12 protein-coding genes are annotated in these 13,265 nt (G+C 72.6%); 7 read left to right on the forward strand and 5 right to left on the reverse strand.

Translation table 11 applies throughout. From position 1 onward, the window contains the following. Positions 1–54 precede the first annotated feature (54 nt). From MED01_RS18050 to MED01_RS18060, 3 genes are all read left to right on the forward strand, one after another. Positions 55–1,179, forward strand: coding sequence for a PP2C family protein-serine/threonine phosphatase (locus tag MED01_RS18050; RefSeq protein WP_238669762.1), 1,125 nt, complete (start codon positions 55–57; stop codon positions 1,177–1,179). 129 nt (positions 1,180–1,308) lie between these two features. Further along, positions 1,309–3,165, forward strand: a complete 1,857-nt coding sequence (locus tag MED01_RS18055; RefSeq protein WP_238669733.1) for an acyl-CoA dehydrogenase — start codon at positions 1,309–1,311, stop codon at positions 3,163–3,165. Between the two features lie 213 nt (positions 3,166–3,378). Continuing rightward, complete coding sequence (locus MED01_RS18060) at positions 3,379–3,648, forward strand: DUF6458 family protein (RefSeq protein WP_030487564.1); 270 nt, start codon at positions 3,379–3,381, stop codon at positions 3,646–3,648. Positions 3,649–3,697: 49 nt separating this feature from the next. Here the strand turns inward: MED01_RS18060 and MED01_RS18065 are convergent, their stop codons facing one another. After that, a complete protein-coding gene (locus MED01_RS18065; protein WP_238669734.1) occupies positions 3,698–4,237 on the reverse strand; it encodes a SixA phosphatase family protein in 540 nt (179 codons plus the stop codon). 112 nt (positions 4,238–4,349) lie between these two features. On the opposite strand from MED01_RS18065, the gene MED01_RS18070 reads away from it, so the two are divergent. Further along, positions 4,350–4,637: a DUF6458 family protein gene (locus MED01_RS18070; protein WP_238669735.1), complete on the forward strand. Its 288-nt coding sequence runs from the start codon at positions 4,350–4,352 to the stop codon at positions 4,635–4,637. A 257-nt stretch (positions 4,638–4,894) separates the two neighbouring features. Here MED01_RS18070 and trhA read toward each other — a convergent pair whose 3' ends face one another. Next, positions 4,895–5,572: a PAQR family membrane homeostasis protein TrhA gene (gene trhA, locus MED01_RS18075; protein WP_238669736.1), complete on the reverse strand. Its 678-nt coding sequence runs from the start codon at positions 5,570–5,572 to the stop codon at positions 4,895–4,897. 107 nt (positions 5,573–5,679) lie between these two features. Here trhA and MED01_RS18080 point away from each other — a divergent pair, with 107 nt between their 5' ends. The 3 genes from MED01_RS18080 to MED01_RS18090 are packed head-to-tail and all read left to right on the forward strand — an operon-like array spanning position 5,680 to position 8,052. Continuing rightward, on the forward strand, positions 5,680–6,459 hold the full coding sequence (locus MED01_RS18080) for a 5-oxoprolinase subunit B family protein (protein WP_238669737.1): 780 nt from the start codon (positions 5,680–5,682) through the stop codon (positions 6,457–6,459). Continuing rightward, positions 6,357–7,319, forward strand: coding sequence for a 5-oxoprolinase subunit C family protein (locus MED01_RS18085; protein WP_372493674.1), 963 nt, complete (start codon positions 6,357–6,359; stop codon positions 7,317–7,319). The genes MED01_RS18080 and MED01_RS18085 overlap by 103 nt, the downstream gene beginning before the upstream one ends. Then, entirely contained in the window at positions 7,303–8,052 is a 750-nt protein-coding gene (locus MED01_RS18090) for a LamB/YcsF family protein (RefSeq protein WP_238669739.1), read from the forward strand. The genes MED01_RS18085 and MED01_RS18090 overlap by 17 nt, the downstream gene beginning before the upstream one ends. A 32-nt stretch (positions 8,053–8,084) precedes the next feature. Here the strand turns inward: MED01_RS18090 and MED01_RS18095 are convergent, their stop codons facing one another. From MED01_RS18095 to MED01_RS18105, 3 genes are all read right to left on the reverse strand, one after another. Beyond that, positions 8,085–9,917: an NHL domain-containing thioredoxin family protein gene (locus tag MED01_RS18095; protein ID WP_238669740.1), complete on the reverse strand. Its 1,833-nt coding sequence runs from the start codon at positions 9,915–9,917 to the stop codon at positions 8,085–8,087. Positions 9,918–10,034: 117 nt separating this feature from the next. Beyond that, the gene (locus tag MED01_RS18100) at positions 10,035–12,761 is read right to left on the reverse strand and encodes an LppU/SCO3897 family protein (protein WP_238669741.1); all 2,727 of its coding nucleotides are present in this window, start codon (positions 12,759–12,761) and stop codon (positions 10,035–10,037) included. Between the two features lie 343 nt (positions 12,762–13,104). Next, positions 13,105–13,242, reverse strand: coding sequence for a hypothetical protein (locus MED01_RS18105; protein WP_165435866.1), 138 nt, complete (start codon positions 13,240–13,242; stop codon positions 13,105–13,107). Positions 13,243–13,265 lie beyond the last annotated feature (23 nt).

A 13,265-nucleotide genomic window follows, 5' to 3' on the forward strand; every position in this document is an offset into this window, starting at 1 on the left:
ACCTCCTCGGACGACGGGTCAGGTTCATTCACCGGTTCACGTGGATCAGGCAAACTGTCAGTCGTATCCACGCGACTCCTCCAGTCGGGCCGTCGCCCGCTGAGCCCCGGATCCCGCGCCGGCCTCGGCGCGGCCCTCGCTCTGCTCGCGATCGTGTCGGCGGTGGAGGCGGCGGACGGCCGCAAGGTCCACTACGTCGCGCTCCTGGCGGCCGCGCCGGTTCTCGCCGCCGCCCTGGCGTCCTGGCTGGTGGTCCTGGGGGTGGGCGTCGCGGCGACGGTGATCGGCGCCGGCTTCGCGCTGGTCGCGCCGAAGGTCTCGTTGGTCACCTCGGTCAACGTTGTCGCGGTCGCGCTCGCCACCGGAATGGCAGTGGCGGTGGCGTGGGTTCGCCAGCGGCAGGCCGAGCGGATCGTCGAGCTGACCAAGCTCGCCGCGGTGGCCCAGCAGGCGGTGTTGCGCCCGCTCGGGCCGCAGGTCGGCACGCTCTCGGTAGCGGGACGCTACATCTCCTCCACAGCGACGGCCGAGATCGGCGGCGACCTGTACGAGGCGATCGACACGCCCTACGGCGTCCGCATGATCATCGGTGACGTGCGGGGCAAGGGTCTGGACGCGGTCCGGCTGGCCAGCATCGTCCTCGGTTCCTACCGGCACGTGGCGTACGAGCGGGCCGACCTGCGGGCCGTCGTCGCCGACCTGGACCGCGCTGTGGCCCGCAACGTCGGCGACGAGGACTTCGTCACGGCGGCACTGGTCGAGGAGCGTGGTGGCACCCTCACGATCGTCAACTGCGGGCACCCGCCACCGCTGCTGCTACGCCGGGGTGCGGTGATCCCGCTGGAACCGCCGGCCCCGGCGCCTCCGCTCGGGTTCATGCCGGTGGTCCGCCCCCGGGTCGAACGCCTGGAGCCCGGGGACCGGCTGCTGCTGTTCACCGACGGTCTCGGCGAGGCGCGGCGGGACGGCGAGTTCTTCCCGACCGCCGACCGGGCCTGGCGACTGCTGGGCCATGGCACTGTCGCCGACGGGCTGGCATCGCTGGAGACCGCCCTGGTCGAGTGGGTGCACGGTCGACTCGACGACGACATCGCGCTGGTCCTGATGGAGTATGTGGGTGCCCGTACCGGCGCTGCCGTCGCCGTCCCGAGCTGGGAGGTCGGCGCCGCCGAGAGCTGAGCCGGCCGACCTCGCCCGCGGGTGTGTAATCGCCGTCACTTGGGTGATCCGCTTGTCGCTGCCTACCCGCGAGTAATACAGTCGGGGTTACTGATCGGTAACACCTGTCCGGAAGCGGGGCCAGCGAGCATGACCCACTACAAGAGCAACCTGCGGGACCTTGAGTTCAACCTGTTCGAGGTCTTCGGGGCGGACCAGGCGTTCGGCCAGGAACCGTACTCCGAACTCGACGCCGACACCGCCCGCAGTTTCCTCGCCGAGCTTGACCGCCTCGCCCGCGAGGACCTGGCCGCCAGCTACACGGACAGTGACCGCAACCCGCCGGTCTTCGACCCGGTCACGCACACCGCGCCGCTGCCGGAGTCGTTCAAGAAGTCCTACCAGGCGTTCATGGACTCCGAGTTCTGGCGACTGGACCTGCCGCCGGCGCTGGGCGGCACCAACGCCCCCCGCGCGCTCTGGTGGGCCCTCGCCGAGCTGGTGCTCGGCTCGAACGCCCCCATCTGGATGTACGCCTCCGGCCCGTCCTTCGCGCACGTGCTGCACGTCGAGGGCACCGAGCGGCAGAAGGCGTGGGCCAAGATCTTCATCGACAAGCAGTGGGGCTCCACCATGGTGCTCACCGAGCCGGACGCCGGCTCGGACGTCGGCGCCGGCCGCGCCCGCGCCATCCAGCAGCCGGACGGCTCCTGGCACATCGAGGGCGTCAAGCGCTTCATCACCTCGGGCGAGCACGACCTGAGCGACAACATCGTGCACTACGTGCTGGCCCGCCCTGTGGGCGTGGAGGGCGTCGGTGGCCCCGGCACCAAGGGTCTGTCGCTCTTCGTGGTGCCGAAGTTCCACTTCGACGAGACCACCGGCGAGCTGGGTGAGCGCAACGGCGTCTACACCACCAACGTCGAGCACAAGATGGGTCTGAAGGTCTCCAACACCTGCGAGCTGACCTTCGGTGAGCACGGCGTACCGGCCAAGGGCTGGCTGCTGGGCGACAAGCACGACGGCATCCGGCAGATGTTCATGATCATCGAGTACGCCCGGATGCTGGTCGGCACCAAGGCCATCGCCACCCTCTCCACCGGCTACCTCAACGCCCTGGAGTACGCGAAGAACCGGGTGCAGGGCGCCGACCTGATCCAGCAGGCGGACAAGACCGCCCCCCGGGTCACCATCACCCACCACCCGGACGTACGCCGCTCGCTGCTGCTGCAGAAGTCGTACGCCGAGGGGCTTCGTGCCCTTGTTCTCTACACCGCCACCTGGCAGGACAAGGTCGCCATCGCCGAGGCGGCCGGCGACGAGAAGGCCACCAAGCTGGCCAAGCGGGTCAACGACCTGCTGCTGCCGCTGGTGAAGGGCGTCGGTTCGGAGCGGGCGTACGAGATGCTCGGGCACGAGGCCCTGCAGACCTTCGGCGGCTCCGGGTTCCTCCAGGACTACCCGCTGGAGCAGTACGTCCGCGACGCCAAGATCGACACCCTGTACGAGGGCACCACCGCCATCCAGAGCCTCGACCTGATCTTCCGCAAGATCGTGCGGGACAACGGCAAGGCACTCATGGCGGTCGCCGGCGAGATCCAGGAGTTCATCTCCTCCGAGGCGGGCAACGGTCAGCTCAAGGAGGAGCGGCAGGCGCTCGGCAAGGCCCTCGGCGAGGTGCAGAACATCCTCGGTGTGATGACCGGCTGGCTGGGCGAGGCGCAGGGCGGCGACACCCGCGCCCTCTACAAGGTCGGGCTGAGCAGCCGGCGGTTCCTGCTGGCGATCGGCGACCTGGTGGTCGGCTGGCTGCTCCAGAAGCAGGCCGAGGTGGCGCTGAAGGCCCTGGCCGGCGAGGTGTCCGCCAGCGACAAGGCGTTCTACACCGGCAAGGTGGCCGCTGCCCGCTTCTTCGCCCGTGAGGTGCTGCCCCGCATCGGCGCCGACCGGCGGATCATCGAGGGCACCGACCTCGACATCATGGACCTCCCGGAGGAGGCCTTCTGAGCAGGCCACGGCACGTTTGACGGTTCCGGGTCGCACCACCCGGCACCGCGCGACGGCCGGTGGGGCTTCTGCCCCGCCGGCCGTCGCCGTCTCCGCCCGGCGGCGGCACGTATTGGCCGAGCCCGGTCGGGTATGCCGCTGGCGTGGCGGGTAACCGTCGCGTGACCTCGAAAGGGAACGCCCAGAGCCACCGCACGGGGGAGTGCAGCGCACATGGGTGTAGGAAGCGGAATTTTTCTCATCGCGATCGGCGCGATCCTGACCTTCGCGCTGAGAGCCAACGTCTGGTGGATCGACGTACGCGCTGTCGGCTGGGTGTTCATCCTGGCCGGGCTGGCCGTACTGCTGACCACTGTCTGGTTCTGGCAGGACCGGCGCAAGCGGGCTCGAACCCTCATCGTGGAGGAGAACCGGCTGTCTCATCCGACGGCGATGATGCCGCCGCCGCCGGACCCGCCGCCACCAACAGCGCCGCCGTCCTGATCCCCGCGCAACGCGTACCCCTGAGCCACCCGTCGGATCGGCGGGTGGCTCAGTCGCGTGCGGTGTGTCGAGCCGCGAGCGGCGCTCCCGCCCTGCTCAACTCCACCCAGCCGGGTGGGCAGCGGTGCACCGCCAACTCGGCGGTGCGCAAACCCTCGTCGCCCACTCCCTCGGGATCGAGGAACGCGGAGAGCAGGGAGATGCCCGGATTGTGGGCAATGAGCAACGCCGTGCGGGCCGCCGGATCCACAGTGCGGACCAGCGACAACAACTCCTCGGGATGCGCGTCGTACGCACCCGGCTCATAACGGACGGTCGGGCGAGGACCGGTCGGGCCACCCTCCGGCGGTGAACCGGTCATCCCCATCGCCACCCCGTGCCAGGTCTGCCGGGTGCGTCGGGCCGTCGAGCAGATCACCACGTCGGGCAGCAGCCCCTGGTGCGCCAACCACGCCCCAGCCGCAGCCGCGTCGGCGTTCCCGCGTGCGCTCAGCGGCCGTTCCGCGTCGTCCGCCGCGTCGCTGCCCTGCTCGGCCTTCGCGTGCCGCAGCAACACCAGAGTCCGTGTGTCGGGGTCGGCGTCCGTCATGCCCCCAGCTTGCCCGATTGGCGATCTCCGTGCCTGGGTAAGTCGATGGATGCCGCACCCCTACCGACGGCCGCGGCGCGACGTACGCCAGGTTAGAGCCGAGGAGCGAGACATGGGCATTGGTGGCAGCATCTTCTTGATCGCGCTAGGCGCGATCTTCGCGTTCGCAGTGGAAGCCGACCTGGGCTGGCTGGACCTGTCAGTCGTCGGCTGGGTGCTGATGCTCGCCGGTGTCGCCGGCCTGCTCGCCACCCTCTACTTCTGGAGCAACCGCCGCCGCGCGGTGGTCGCCGCGCCGGTGCGCGAGGAGCGCGTGGTGGCCGACCGGGTCGTTCCGGTCCAGAACGACCAGGTCGTGCAGGAGTACCGCGAGGTGCGTCGGCCGGGCCGGCCGGTCTGATCCTCGCCCACACACTCCGGGGTCCCGCAGCGTCGCGGGGCCCCGGCTTGCGTCCGGGCCGGGCCTCGGTGCCGCGCGCCCTCGCGGATCTTGAGGTGGGTGCCCGATCTCGGGAGCAGCGATCCCGATGATCGTGCTCGATCCAGGAAACAGGGCTCTCGGGGGCGAACGAGGCCACTACATCCTGGATCGAGCACGATCATGGAGCGTCGGCATGGACGGGTGTGGGCCGCGCCCGTGCGCCCCGGACTGCTGGGTCAGGCGAACAGCGCGAAGTAGATCGCGATGTGATGACAGAGCGCCGCCAGCAGCGTGCAGGCGTGGAAGAACTCGTGGTGGCCGAAGACGGTCGGCCACGGATTGGGTCGGCGCAACGCGTAGAAGACCGCGCCGACGCTGTAGATCGCGCCACCGACGATCAGCAGCACCAATGCGGCGACGCCGCCCCCGTGCAGGATCTCCGGCAGCATGGCCACCGCCACCCAGCCCAGCGCCAGGTAGAGCGGCGCGGACACCCAGCGCGGCGCGTGCGGCCAGACCACCTTGATCGCCACGCCGGCCAGCGCGCCGCCCCAGACCAGGGCCAGCATCACGGTGGCCGGCCGGGGCGCGAGCAGCATCGCGCAGAGCGGTGTGTACGTGCCGGCGATGAACACGAAGATCATGCAGTGGTCCATCCGGCGCATCACCTGGTAGCCGCGCTCTGACCACACACGACGGTGGTACAGCGCGCTCGTGCCGAAGAGCCCGCAGACCGTCAGGCTGTAGATGAGGCAGCTCACCAGCGGTGCCCACCCCGGCCGGGTCGCGGCGATCGAGCAGAGCACGATGCCGCAGACCACTGCGACGAAGAAGGCGTACGTGTGCAGCCAGCCGCGCATCCGGGGCTTACCGATGTCGACCGGCTTCAGGCGAAGCGGGGCGGAGGTGGTCACCCAGTCAGGTTACGGCACCGTAGGTTACTTGTAAGTAGTGGCGTTGGTGACACCCGGCACCGTCAACGTGAACACCGGATCGGCACGACATCGGCGAGGATGAGCGGATGCGGATCCGACCCGTCGGGGCGCACGCCCTGCTACTCGACTGCACCGTCCTCACCGACACCCCCGAGGCCGTAGCCGACGTCCCTGAGGCCGCGTTCGTCGAAGCGTGGCGGGCCGAGCTGTGGCGGCGCCGGGAGCGGGGCGACCTGATCGCCGTGGAGATCGTGCCAGCGGCCCGGACCGTGCTGCTCGACGGCCTGCCCGACCCGACCACAACGGCCGAGCAGCTGACCCGATGGGCGGCCGCCGTCACCGCCGCGACCACCCGCTCCAACCAGGCCGACGCCCACGCCGCAGCCCACGCCCACGCCGACGTCGACGCCAACGCCCACGCCACAGCCAATGCCGACACCCAAGATCAAGACCACAACGCCACAGCCGAAGACGGAGCCGACGACGCGGCGGACGTGTTGGTGCCTGTCACCTTCGACGGGCCGGACCTGCCGGCGGTGGCGGAACACTGGGGCGTGGACGTGCCGGCAGTGCGACACCGGTTGACCAGCACCCGGTTCCAGGTCGCCTTCTGCGGATTCGCCCCCGGATTCCCCTACCTGACCGGGCTGCCCGCCGAGTTGGCGCTGCCCCGGCTGGCCACGCCCCGTCCCCGGGTGCCGGCCGGCTCGGTCGCGTTGGCCGGCCCGTACGCCGGCATCTACCCGGGCGCTTCCCCGGGCGGCTGGCTGCTGGTCGGTCGGACCGACCTGGTGCTGTTCGACGTGGCAGCCGACCCGCCGACCCGACTCGGCCCGGGCACCAAGGTGCGGATGGTGGCGGCGTGACCCACCCGGCCGCCATCGAGGTGCTCCGCGCCGGTGCGCTCACCACAGTGCAGGACCTGGGCCGGCCCGGCTGGGCGCACCTGGGGGTGCCCCGGTCCGGCGCCCTCGACCCGGCTGCCCTGCGGTTGGCCAACCGGCTGGTCGGCAATCCGGAGCACGCGGCCGGCCTGGAGATCACCCTGACCGGCTGCACCCTACGGCTGACCCGGGCCGCCACGGTGGCGGTCACCGGCGCCGAGGTCCCCGTCCAGGCGGGTGTCCGGCCCGGTGACACCGGGCGCCCACTCAGCGTGCCGGCCGGAACGGTGCTGCGGATCGGTCCTGCCCGGCGGGGCGTACGGAGTTGGCTGGCGGTGGCGGGCGGCATCGAGGTGTCACCAGTGCTCGGTAGCCGGGCCACCGACACCCTCTCCGGGCTCGGCCCACCTCCGTTGCGGGACGGCGACCTGCTGCCGGTCGGTGATCAGGTCGGCACCCCCGCACCGGTGGACCTGACCGTGTGCCCCACGCCGCCTGAAGAGCTGCACCTGACGCTGGGCCCCGGTCCTCGCGAGGACTGGTTCACGCCAACAGCGTTCGACAGGCTCTTCGGCAGCGCGTACACCATCAGCCCGGTGAGCAACCGGGTCGGCGCGCGGCTCGCCGGCGCGGCGCTGCACCGCGCGGTCGCCGGCGAACTCCCCAGCGAGGGCATCGTGCTCGGCGCGGTGCAGGTGCCGGCGGACGGGCAACCCCTGATCTTCCTCGCGGACCATCCGACCACCGGTGGATACCCAGTCATCGGGGTGGTCACCGACGTGACCCCGCTCGCGCAGGCCCGGCCAGGTACTACCGTCAGATTCCATGGACCTCAACGCTGACCTGGGCGAGGGATTCGGCATCTGGCGACTCGGTGACGACGAGGCGCTGCTGAGCCTCGTCACCTCCGCCAACGTCGCCTGCGGCTTCCACGGCGGCGACCCGTCCACCATGCGGCGGGTCGTCGAGGGCGCCGCGCGACGGGGGGTCGCGGTGGGCGCGCAGGTCGGCTACCGGGACCTGGCCGGCTTCGGCCGGCGGCACATCGCGTACGACTTCGCCGAGCTACGCGACGAGGTGACCTACCAGTTGGGGGCGCTGGACGCGTTCTGCCGGTTGTTCCGCACCCGGGTCCGCTACCTCAAGCCGCACGGCGCGCTCTACCACGCGGCCAGCACCGACGAGTCCCAGGCGGCGGCCGTGGTCGCCGCCGTCAGCGGTTACGACGCCGAGTTGCCCGTACTCTGCCTTCCCGGCTCGACGCTCGCCCAACTCGCAGTGGGCGCGGGCCTGCCGGTGGTTGCCGAGGCGTTCGCCGACCGCGCCTACCTGCCCAACGGGGCGCTGGTGCCGCGCGGCACCCCCGGCGCGGTGATCACCGACCCCGAGCAGGTCGCCGAACGGGCGGCGCGGATGGCCACCGAACGCAGCGTGGTGGCGGTCGACGGCACCGTCATCCCGTGCTCGGTCGACTCGATCTGCGTGCACGGCGACACCCCGGGCGCGGTCTCCGCCGCCGAACTCGTCCGCGCCACCCTGATCGACGCCGACATCACACTGGCCCCCTTCGCCTGATCGGAGGGGCCCGCCGGGCCCCTCCGATCAGGTCAGGCGTCCAGGCCGCGAAGCACCAGCGGCAGCCGGGTCACCGCGCCGTCGACCACCCGGACCGGTACTCCCCAGTCCTGCCGGGTCAGGTGGCACGCCGCGTGCTCGACGTCCGCGTCACAGGTCGCCGCCTGCGCTGTCACCTGGAGCACGCCCGCGGTGACCTCGCCGTTGAGCACCAGCCGGCGGGACAGCTCGGTGCCCGTGCCGGCACCGTCCACCAGCAGCTCCGGCGGGGACGCGGAGACCACCAGCCGGGTCGACGGCCCGTACGTCTCGTCAAGCTTCTGCCCCGGCGCCGGGGTGAAGACGATGTCCAGGGTGACCTCGCCCGCGGCGACGTCGGTCGGCTTGCGCTCGGTGCGGTGCCGAGGCCCGTCCACAGTGCTGGCACCCGCCGCCGACAGGGCACCGGGGGCGAGCCGGGTCAACCGGTGCGCGGCGGACTCCACCACCAGCACCTCACCGGACGGGGTGAGCACCAGGTCGCTCGGTTCCGCCAACCCGTCGGCGACGGTGGAGACCTGGTTGCTGGCCGGGTCGAAGCGGCGCACCGCGCCGTTGTACGTGTCCGCGATCAGCACCGAGCCGTCCGGCAGCGCGCACACGCCCAGCGGATGCTGGAGCAGCGCCGACTCCGCCGGACCGTCCACGTGCCCGAAGTCGAACAGGCCCTGCCCGACGGCGGTGCTCAGCACACCGTTCTCGACGAACCGGACGGAACTGGTCTCGCTGTCGGCCACCCAGAGTCGGGTGCCGTCGGCGGAGGTCGAGAGCCCCGACGGCTGGGCCATCCACGCCTCGGCCAGCGGGCCGTCGCGCAACGCCTCCACCGTGGTGCCGGCGTACATGCCGGCGGTCCGCTTGATCGGGTCGAACCACCAGAGCTGGTGGATCCCGGCCATCGCGATGATCAGCTTGTCGTCGTACCAGGCCAGGTCCCACGGGGAGGACAGGTCGACGGCGAACGCGTCATGGGCGTGGTCGTCGACCTCGGCGCGCCACTGCCGCCCACTGCCGGCCACCGTGACCACCTCGCCGGACTCCAGCCGAACGCCGCGCAGCAGATGGTTGACAGTGTCGGCCACCACCAGGTCGTAGCCGGCCACCTCGGCGACGTGCGTGGGCAGCAGACACACACCCTGCGGCTCGGAGAACGTCGCCGCGGCGGCCGGCCCGTCCGCCCGGCCGCGCTCGCCCGAGCCGATCCGACGCACCGGCGTCTCGCCGTCCGGGTCGATCTCGACCAGTGAGTGCCGGGCCGAGTCCGAGACCAGCAGGTTGCCGTTGGGCAGCTGCACCGCCTTACCCGGGAAGCGCAGCGCGGTCTCCGGTGCCGGCGGCGGGACGTACGGGCCGTTCCCCCGGTGCAGGGTGCCCTTGGCCTCGTGAGTGGCGATCAACTCGTCGATCAGTCGGGCCAGCCCCTCGGCATGCCCCTCGCCGGCCATGGTGGCCACCACGTAACCCTCGGGGTCGATCACCGACAGGGTCGGCCAGGCCCGGGCCGCGTACTGCTGCCACATGTCCAGCTCAGGATCGTCGAGTACGGGGTGGTGCACCCCGTACCGCTCCACCGCGGCGGCGAGCGCGTCGGCGTCCTTCTCGTGCTCGAACTTCGGCGAGTGCACGCCGATCACGACGAGCACGTCGCCGTACTTCTCCTCCAGCGGGCGCAGCTCGTCGAGCACGTGCAGGCAGTTGATGCAGCAGAACGTCCAAAAATCCGCGATTATGATCTTGCCGCGAAGGTCGGCGAGCTTGAGGTCGCGTCCACCGGTGTTCAGCCAGCCCCGACCGCGCAGTTCGGGAGCCCGTACTCGTGCGCTCATGCACCCATCGTGCCTGACCATCGGCCCGCGTCCGGCCGGAGGGGGCGAGATTCGGTACCACCTGTGGGTACGACGACGGCGGGGTCACGGTTGCCCGTGACCCCGCCGTCGGTGCAGCTACTTCGTGGCCGGCTTCAGGCAGAGCACCCGGTTGGTGCCCTCACCCGGCAGCACCACGTGGGGCTGCGTCGTGTCGGTGCACTTCTCCTTGGCGTCCACCTTCGAGACGATCGTGAACGCGCCCGCCTCGCCGCAGTCCGCCGCCGAGGCGCCGCCCTGCCCGGACTGCTTCACGCAGGTGCCGACCGCCGGGTCGAAGGACGGCGTGTCGTCTCCGCCGACCTTGCCGAGCAGCAGCAGCAGGCCGAGCGGCACCGCCAGGATGAGCATCGCGGCGATCAGCACCGCGGCCAGCACCCGGCCGTTGCGGACCTTCGGCGTCGGTGGCTCCACCTTCGGTTCGTCGGCGTCCGGCTTGAACGCGTCGAATCGGCCCTGGTCCTTCTGGCCGGCCTCCTGGCCCCAGGACGGCGCGGGCTGCGTCGGTGGCGGGAACGACGGCGGGAAGCCCCCGCTCGGCACTGGTTCGGTCGCCGGCCCGCCGAAGCCCGGCGCGCCCGAGCCCGGGCCACCGAAGTTCGGCGCACCGAAGGTCGCCGTTGCGTTCGCGGTGCCGGCGGCAGGCGCCCCGGGGCCGCCGAACTGGTCCGCCGGCGGCTCGGCACCGGAGTGCGGGCGGGTGCCGTTCATCGGCCTGTTGTTGCCCGGGGCGTCGACGAAGGACGGCACACCCGGCGGGAACGCCGGCGGCGCGGACGGGGCCTCGTTGAACGCGTTCGGTGCGGGCTGCCGGTCGTCGAAGCGCGGATCGGCCGGGGACTCGCCGCCCCAGCCGGGCCCAGCCTGCCGCTGCGCGTCGTTCTGCCAGTCGGGTGCGGACTGCTGCCGCTGCGCGTCGTTCTGCCAGTCGGGAGCGATCTGCCGCTGCCCCTCGTGCTGCCAGTCGGGCGTGGCCTGCCGGGGCGCGTCGTTCTGCCACTCCGGAGCACCCTGGCGGTCGGTGCCCGAGTCGCCCTGGAACGCCTCCGGCTCCGGCTCGGCCTCCGGCTCCGGTCGTGCCGGACGGCCGTACACCCGAGGTTGCGGGTTGGCCGTGCCGGTCGGACGGATGGCCTGGTCGGTCGGGGGCATGACCCGGCTGGCCAGCGGCACCGAAGCGCTCGCCGTGGCCCGGGCCGCTGCGCCAGCTGCCGACTCGGCGTCCGCCACCGGTACGACCGCGCGGCCCGCTCCGGACTCCGGGGAGGTACGCGGGGCGGGCACCACAGCGCCGCTCGCGGAGACGTCCTCGGGGCGGCCACCGTACTGCGCGGGGGCGTCCGGGGTCTCCCGCTCGGCGTAGGCGGGCTGCTCGGGGATCGGAGCGAACTGGGCCTGGGGCGCGTAGTCGGACGGCGGGGCGGCAGCCAGGCTGGCGCCGGGGACGCGCTGCTCCTGCGGAGGCAGCGGCACCGCGTTCGCCGGCGAGATGCCCGGCGCGGGCCCGGGCTGGTAGGCCGGTGCCTCGTCGCCCCGGTCCGCCTCCCAGCCTCCACGGGACTGGGCGGAAGCCTCGGCCTCCGCGCGACCCCACACCTCACCGGGGGCCCACGGCTCGGCCGCCGGCACGCCGCCGGAGTTGCCCTGGGCGGCGTTGTCCGGGCCGGCGGCCCAGTTGGGCGCGCCGCCGCTGGTGGGCACGCTGGCGCTGGCCCGGGCGGGGAGGTTGCTCGGCTCCGCCGGGGTCCACCCTGCCTGCTCCGGCCGCTCGGTCGGCTGCTCCGGTTGGGAGAGCACCCAGTCGGGCTGCTGCGGACGGCCCTCGGCCTCGCCCCAGGCGGCCGGCTGCGCAGGCTGGTCCTGACGTGCGTCGCCGCCGTCGTTCCACTGTGCGGGCTGCGCCTGCTGCTGCTGCGCGGCCCACCCGCCGGAGTTGGCCGGATCGTCCTGCGCTGGCCAGTTCGTCGTCGGGGCCGGGACCTGGGCGGCGCCACGGGCCGGGCTCGGCTGAGCGGCCTGACCCCAGCCGGGGGCGGGCTGCTCGGTCGCTTCGGCGGGCTGGCCCCAGGTCGGTGGCGACTGCTCCGCCGGCGTCCACACCGGCTGGTCGTCGCGGGCGGCGCCGCCGGCGGGCCAGCCGCCGTTGCCGGTGGCCTGGTCCTGCTGGGCACCGCCGGACCAGCCGGCGGCCTGCGGCGCGTCGGCTTGCGGAGATTCGGTCGCCCGCCAGTCAGCTGCGGGCGGGTTGGCCTGCGCCGCGCCGCCCCAGCCGTTGGCCGGGTCCTCCTGGGCGGGCCAGGCGGCGGTGGCCGGCGGAACCTGCGCGGCGCCCCGTGCGGCTGGTTGGGCCTGCACCCAGTCCGGCTGCTCGGCGGGGGCGTTCGGGGTCCAGGTCGGTGCCTGTGCGCCCTGCTCGGCGGGGGTCCAGCCCTGCTGCTGCGCGGCCCAGGGGTCGGGCTGTGCCGGAGCCTGCGCGCCGTCGTTGCCGGACCACCCGGCGGGCTGCTGCTGCGGCGGCTCGCTCGCGCCACCACCGGCGGCCCAGGCGGGCTGCGCCGGGTCGTTGGGCTGCGCAGCGGCGGCACCCCAGGCGGGGGCTGTGGGCTGCTCGGACTGGGTCGCCCATGCCGGCGCCGACGGGTTTGGCCGCGTCGGGGGCGGGGGCGCCCAGCCCAGGTCGGGGCCGGCGGCGTTCTGGCCGTTGTCCGGCTGCGCCGGGCGGTCGCCGTACGGCGCCGGTCCGCCGGCGCCCGGTGACACCTCGTCCGGCTCTTGGCCGGGTCGGTGCGGGCCCTCGGACGTCATGGGTGCGCCTCCTCCATCACATGTCGGCTCGCCGGTGCCGATCGGTCTCCTCGGCGCGGCTGCCGCCGTCACCGGCGTACCGCTGTGCCGGCTCCCCGCACGGTATCGGGTGGTGGCACGACACGTCCAAGGAGCACTGGCCGTCACTCACCGTTGCCGGTTGATGTCGAGCAGTTCTGTCGGCTCGGCCTCTGCCGGGTCGGCGGGCGGCGACCGAAGCCCACCGTACCGGGCGCTGCGGCAGGGCGGAATCCCGGTGGTGGTGGTTGGGAAACGCCGATGGCCCACCCGGTGGGCCGGGTGGGCCATCGATCTGGAGGAGGGTGAGGAATGTAGTGGAGCGTCAGCTCATGTGACGCTGGGCGATGACGAGGATTTCCTCGCGAACCGCCGGCGAGTTCGCCGAGCGCAGCGCGTGCTCGATGGCACGGGCGCGGCGGGTCGCGTCGCGGTGGTTGCGGATTCGCTCGATCATGCTCATTGGTGGGTCCCCCTAGCTATTCG

Source organism: Micromonospora alfalfae (genome assembly GCF_022230925.1).
Classification (GTDB): Bacteria; Actinomycetota; Actinomycetes; order Mycobacteriales; family Micromonosporaceae; genus Micromonospora; species Micromonospora alfalfae.

Excerpts from the sequence above, each read along its gene's own strand:
- MED01_RS18090 (WP_238669739.1), top strand. The coding sequence starts at position 7,303 with ATGGACCTCAACGCTGACCTGGGCGAGGGATTCGGCATCTGGCGACTC.
- MED01_RS18100 (WP_238669741.1), bottom strand. The coding sequence starts at position 12,761 with ATGACGTCCGAGGGCCCGCACCGACCCGGCCAAGAGCCGGACGAGGTG.
- MED01_RS18105 (WP_165435866.1), bottom strand. The coding sequence starts at position 13,242 with ATGAGCATGATCGAGCGAATCCGCAACCACCGCGACGCGACCCGCCGC.
- MED01_RS18070 (WP_238669735.1), top strand. The coding sequence starts at position 4,350 with ATGGGCATTGGTGGCAGCATCTTCTTGATCGCGCTAGGCGCGATCTTC.
- MED01_RS18095 (WP_238669740.1), bottom strand. The coding sequence starts at position 9,917 with ATGAGCGCACGAGTACGGGCTCCCGAACTGCGCGGTCGGGGCTGGCTG.
- MED01_RS18080 (WP_238669737.1), top strand. The coding sequence starts at position 5,680 with ATGCGGATCCGACCCGTCGGGGCGCACGCCCTGCTACTCGACTGCACC.
- MED01_RS18055 (WP_238669733.1), top strand. The coding sequence starts at position 1,309 with ATGACCCACTACAAGAGCAACCTGCGGGACCTTGAGTTCAACCTGTTC.
- MED01_RS18060 (WP_030487564.1), top strand. The coding sequence starts at position 3,379 with ATGGGTGTAGGAAGCGGAATTTTTCTCATCGCGATCGGCGCGATCCTG.
- MED01_RS18065 (WP_238669734.1), bottom strand. The coding sequence starts at position 4,237 with ATGACGGACGCCGACCCCGACACACGGACTCTGGTGTTGCTGCGGCAC.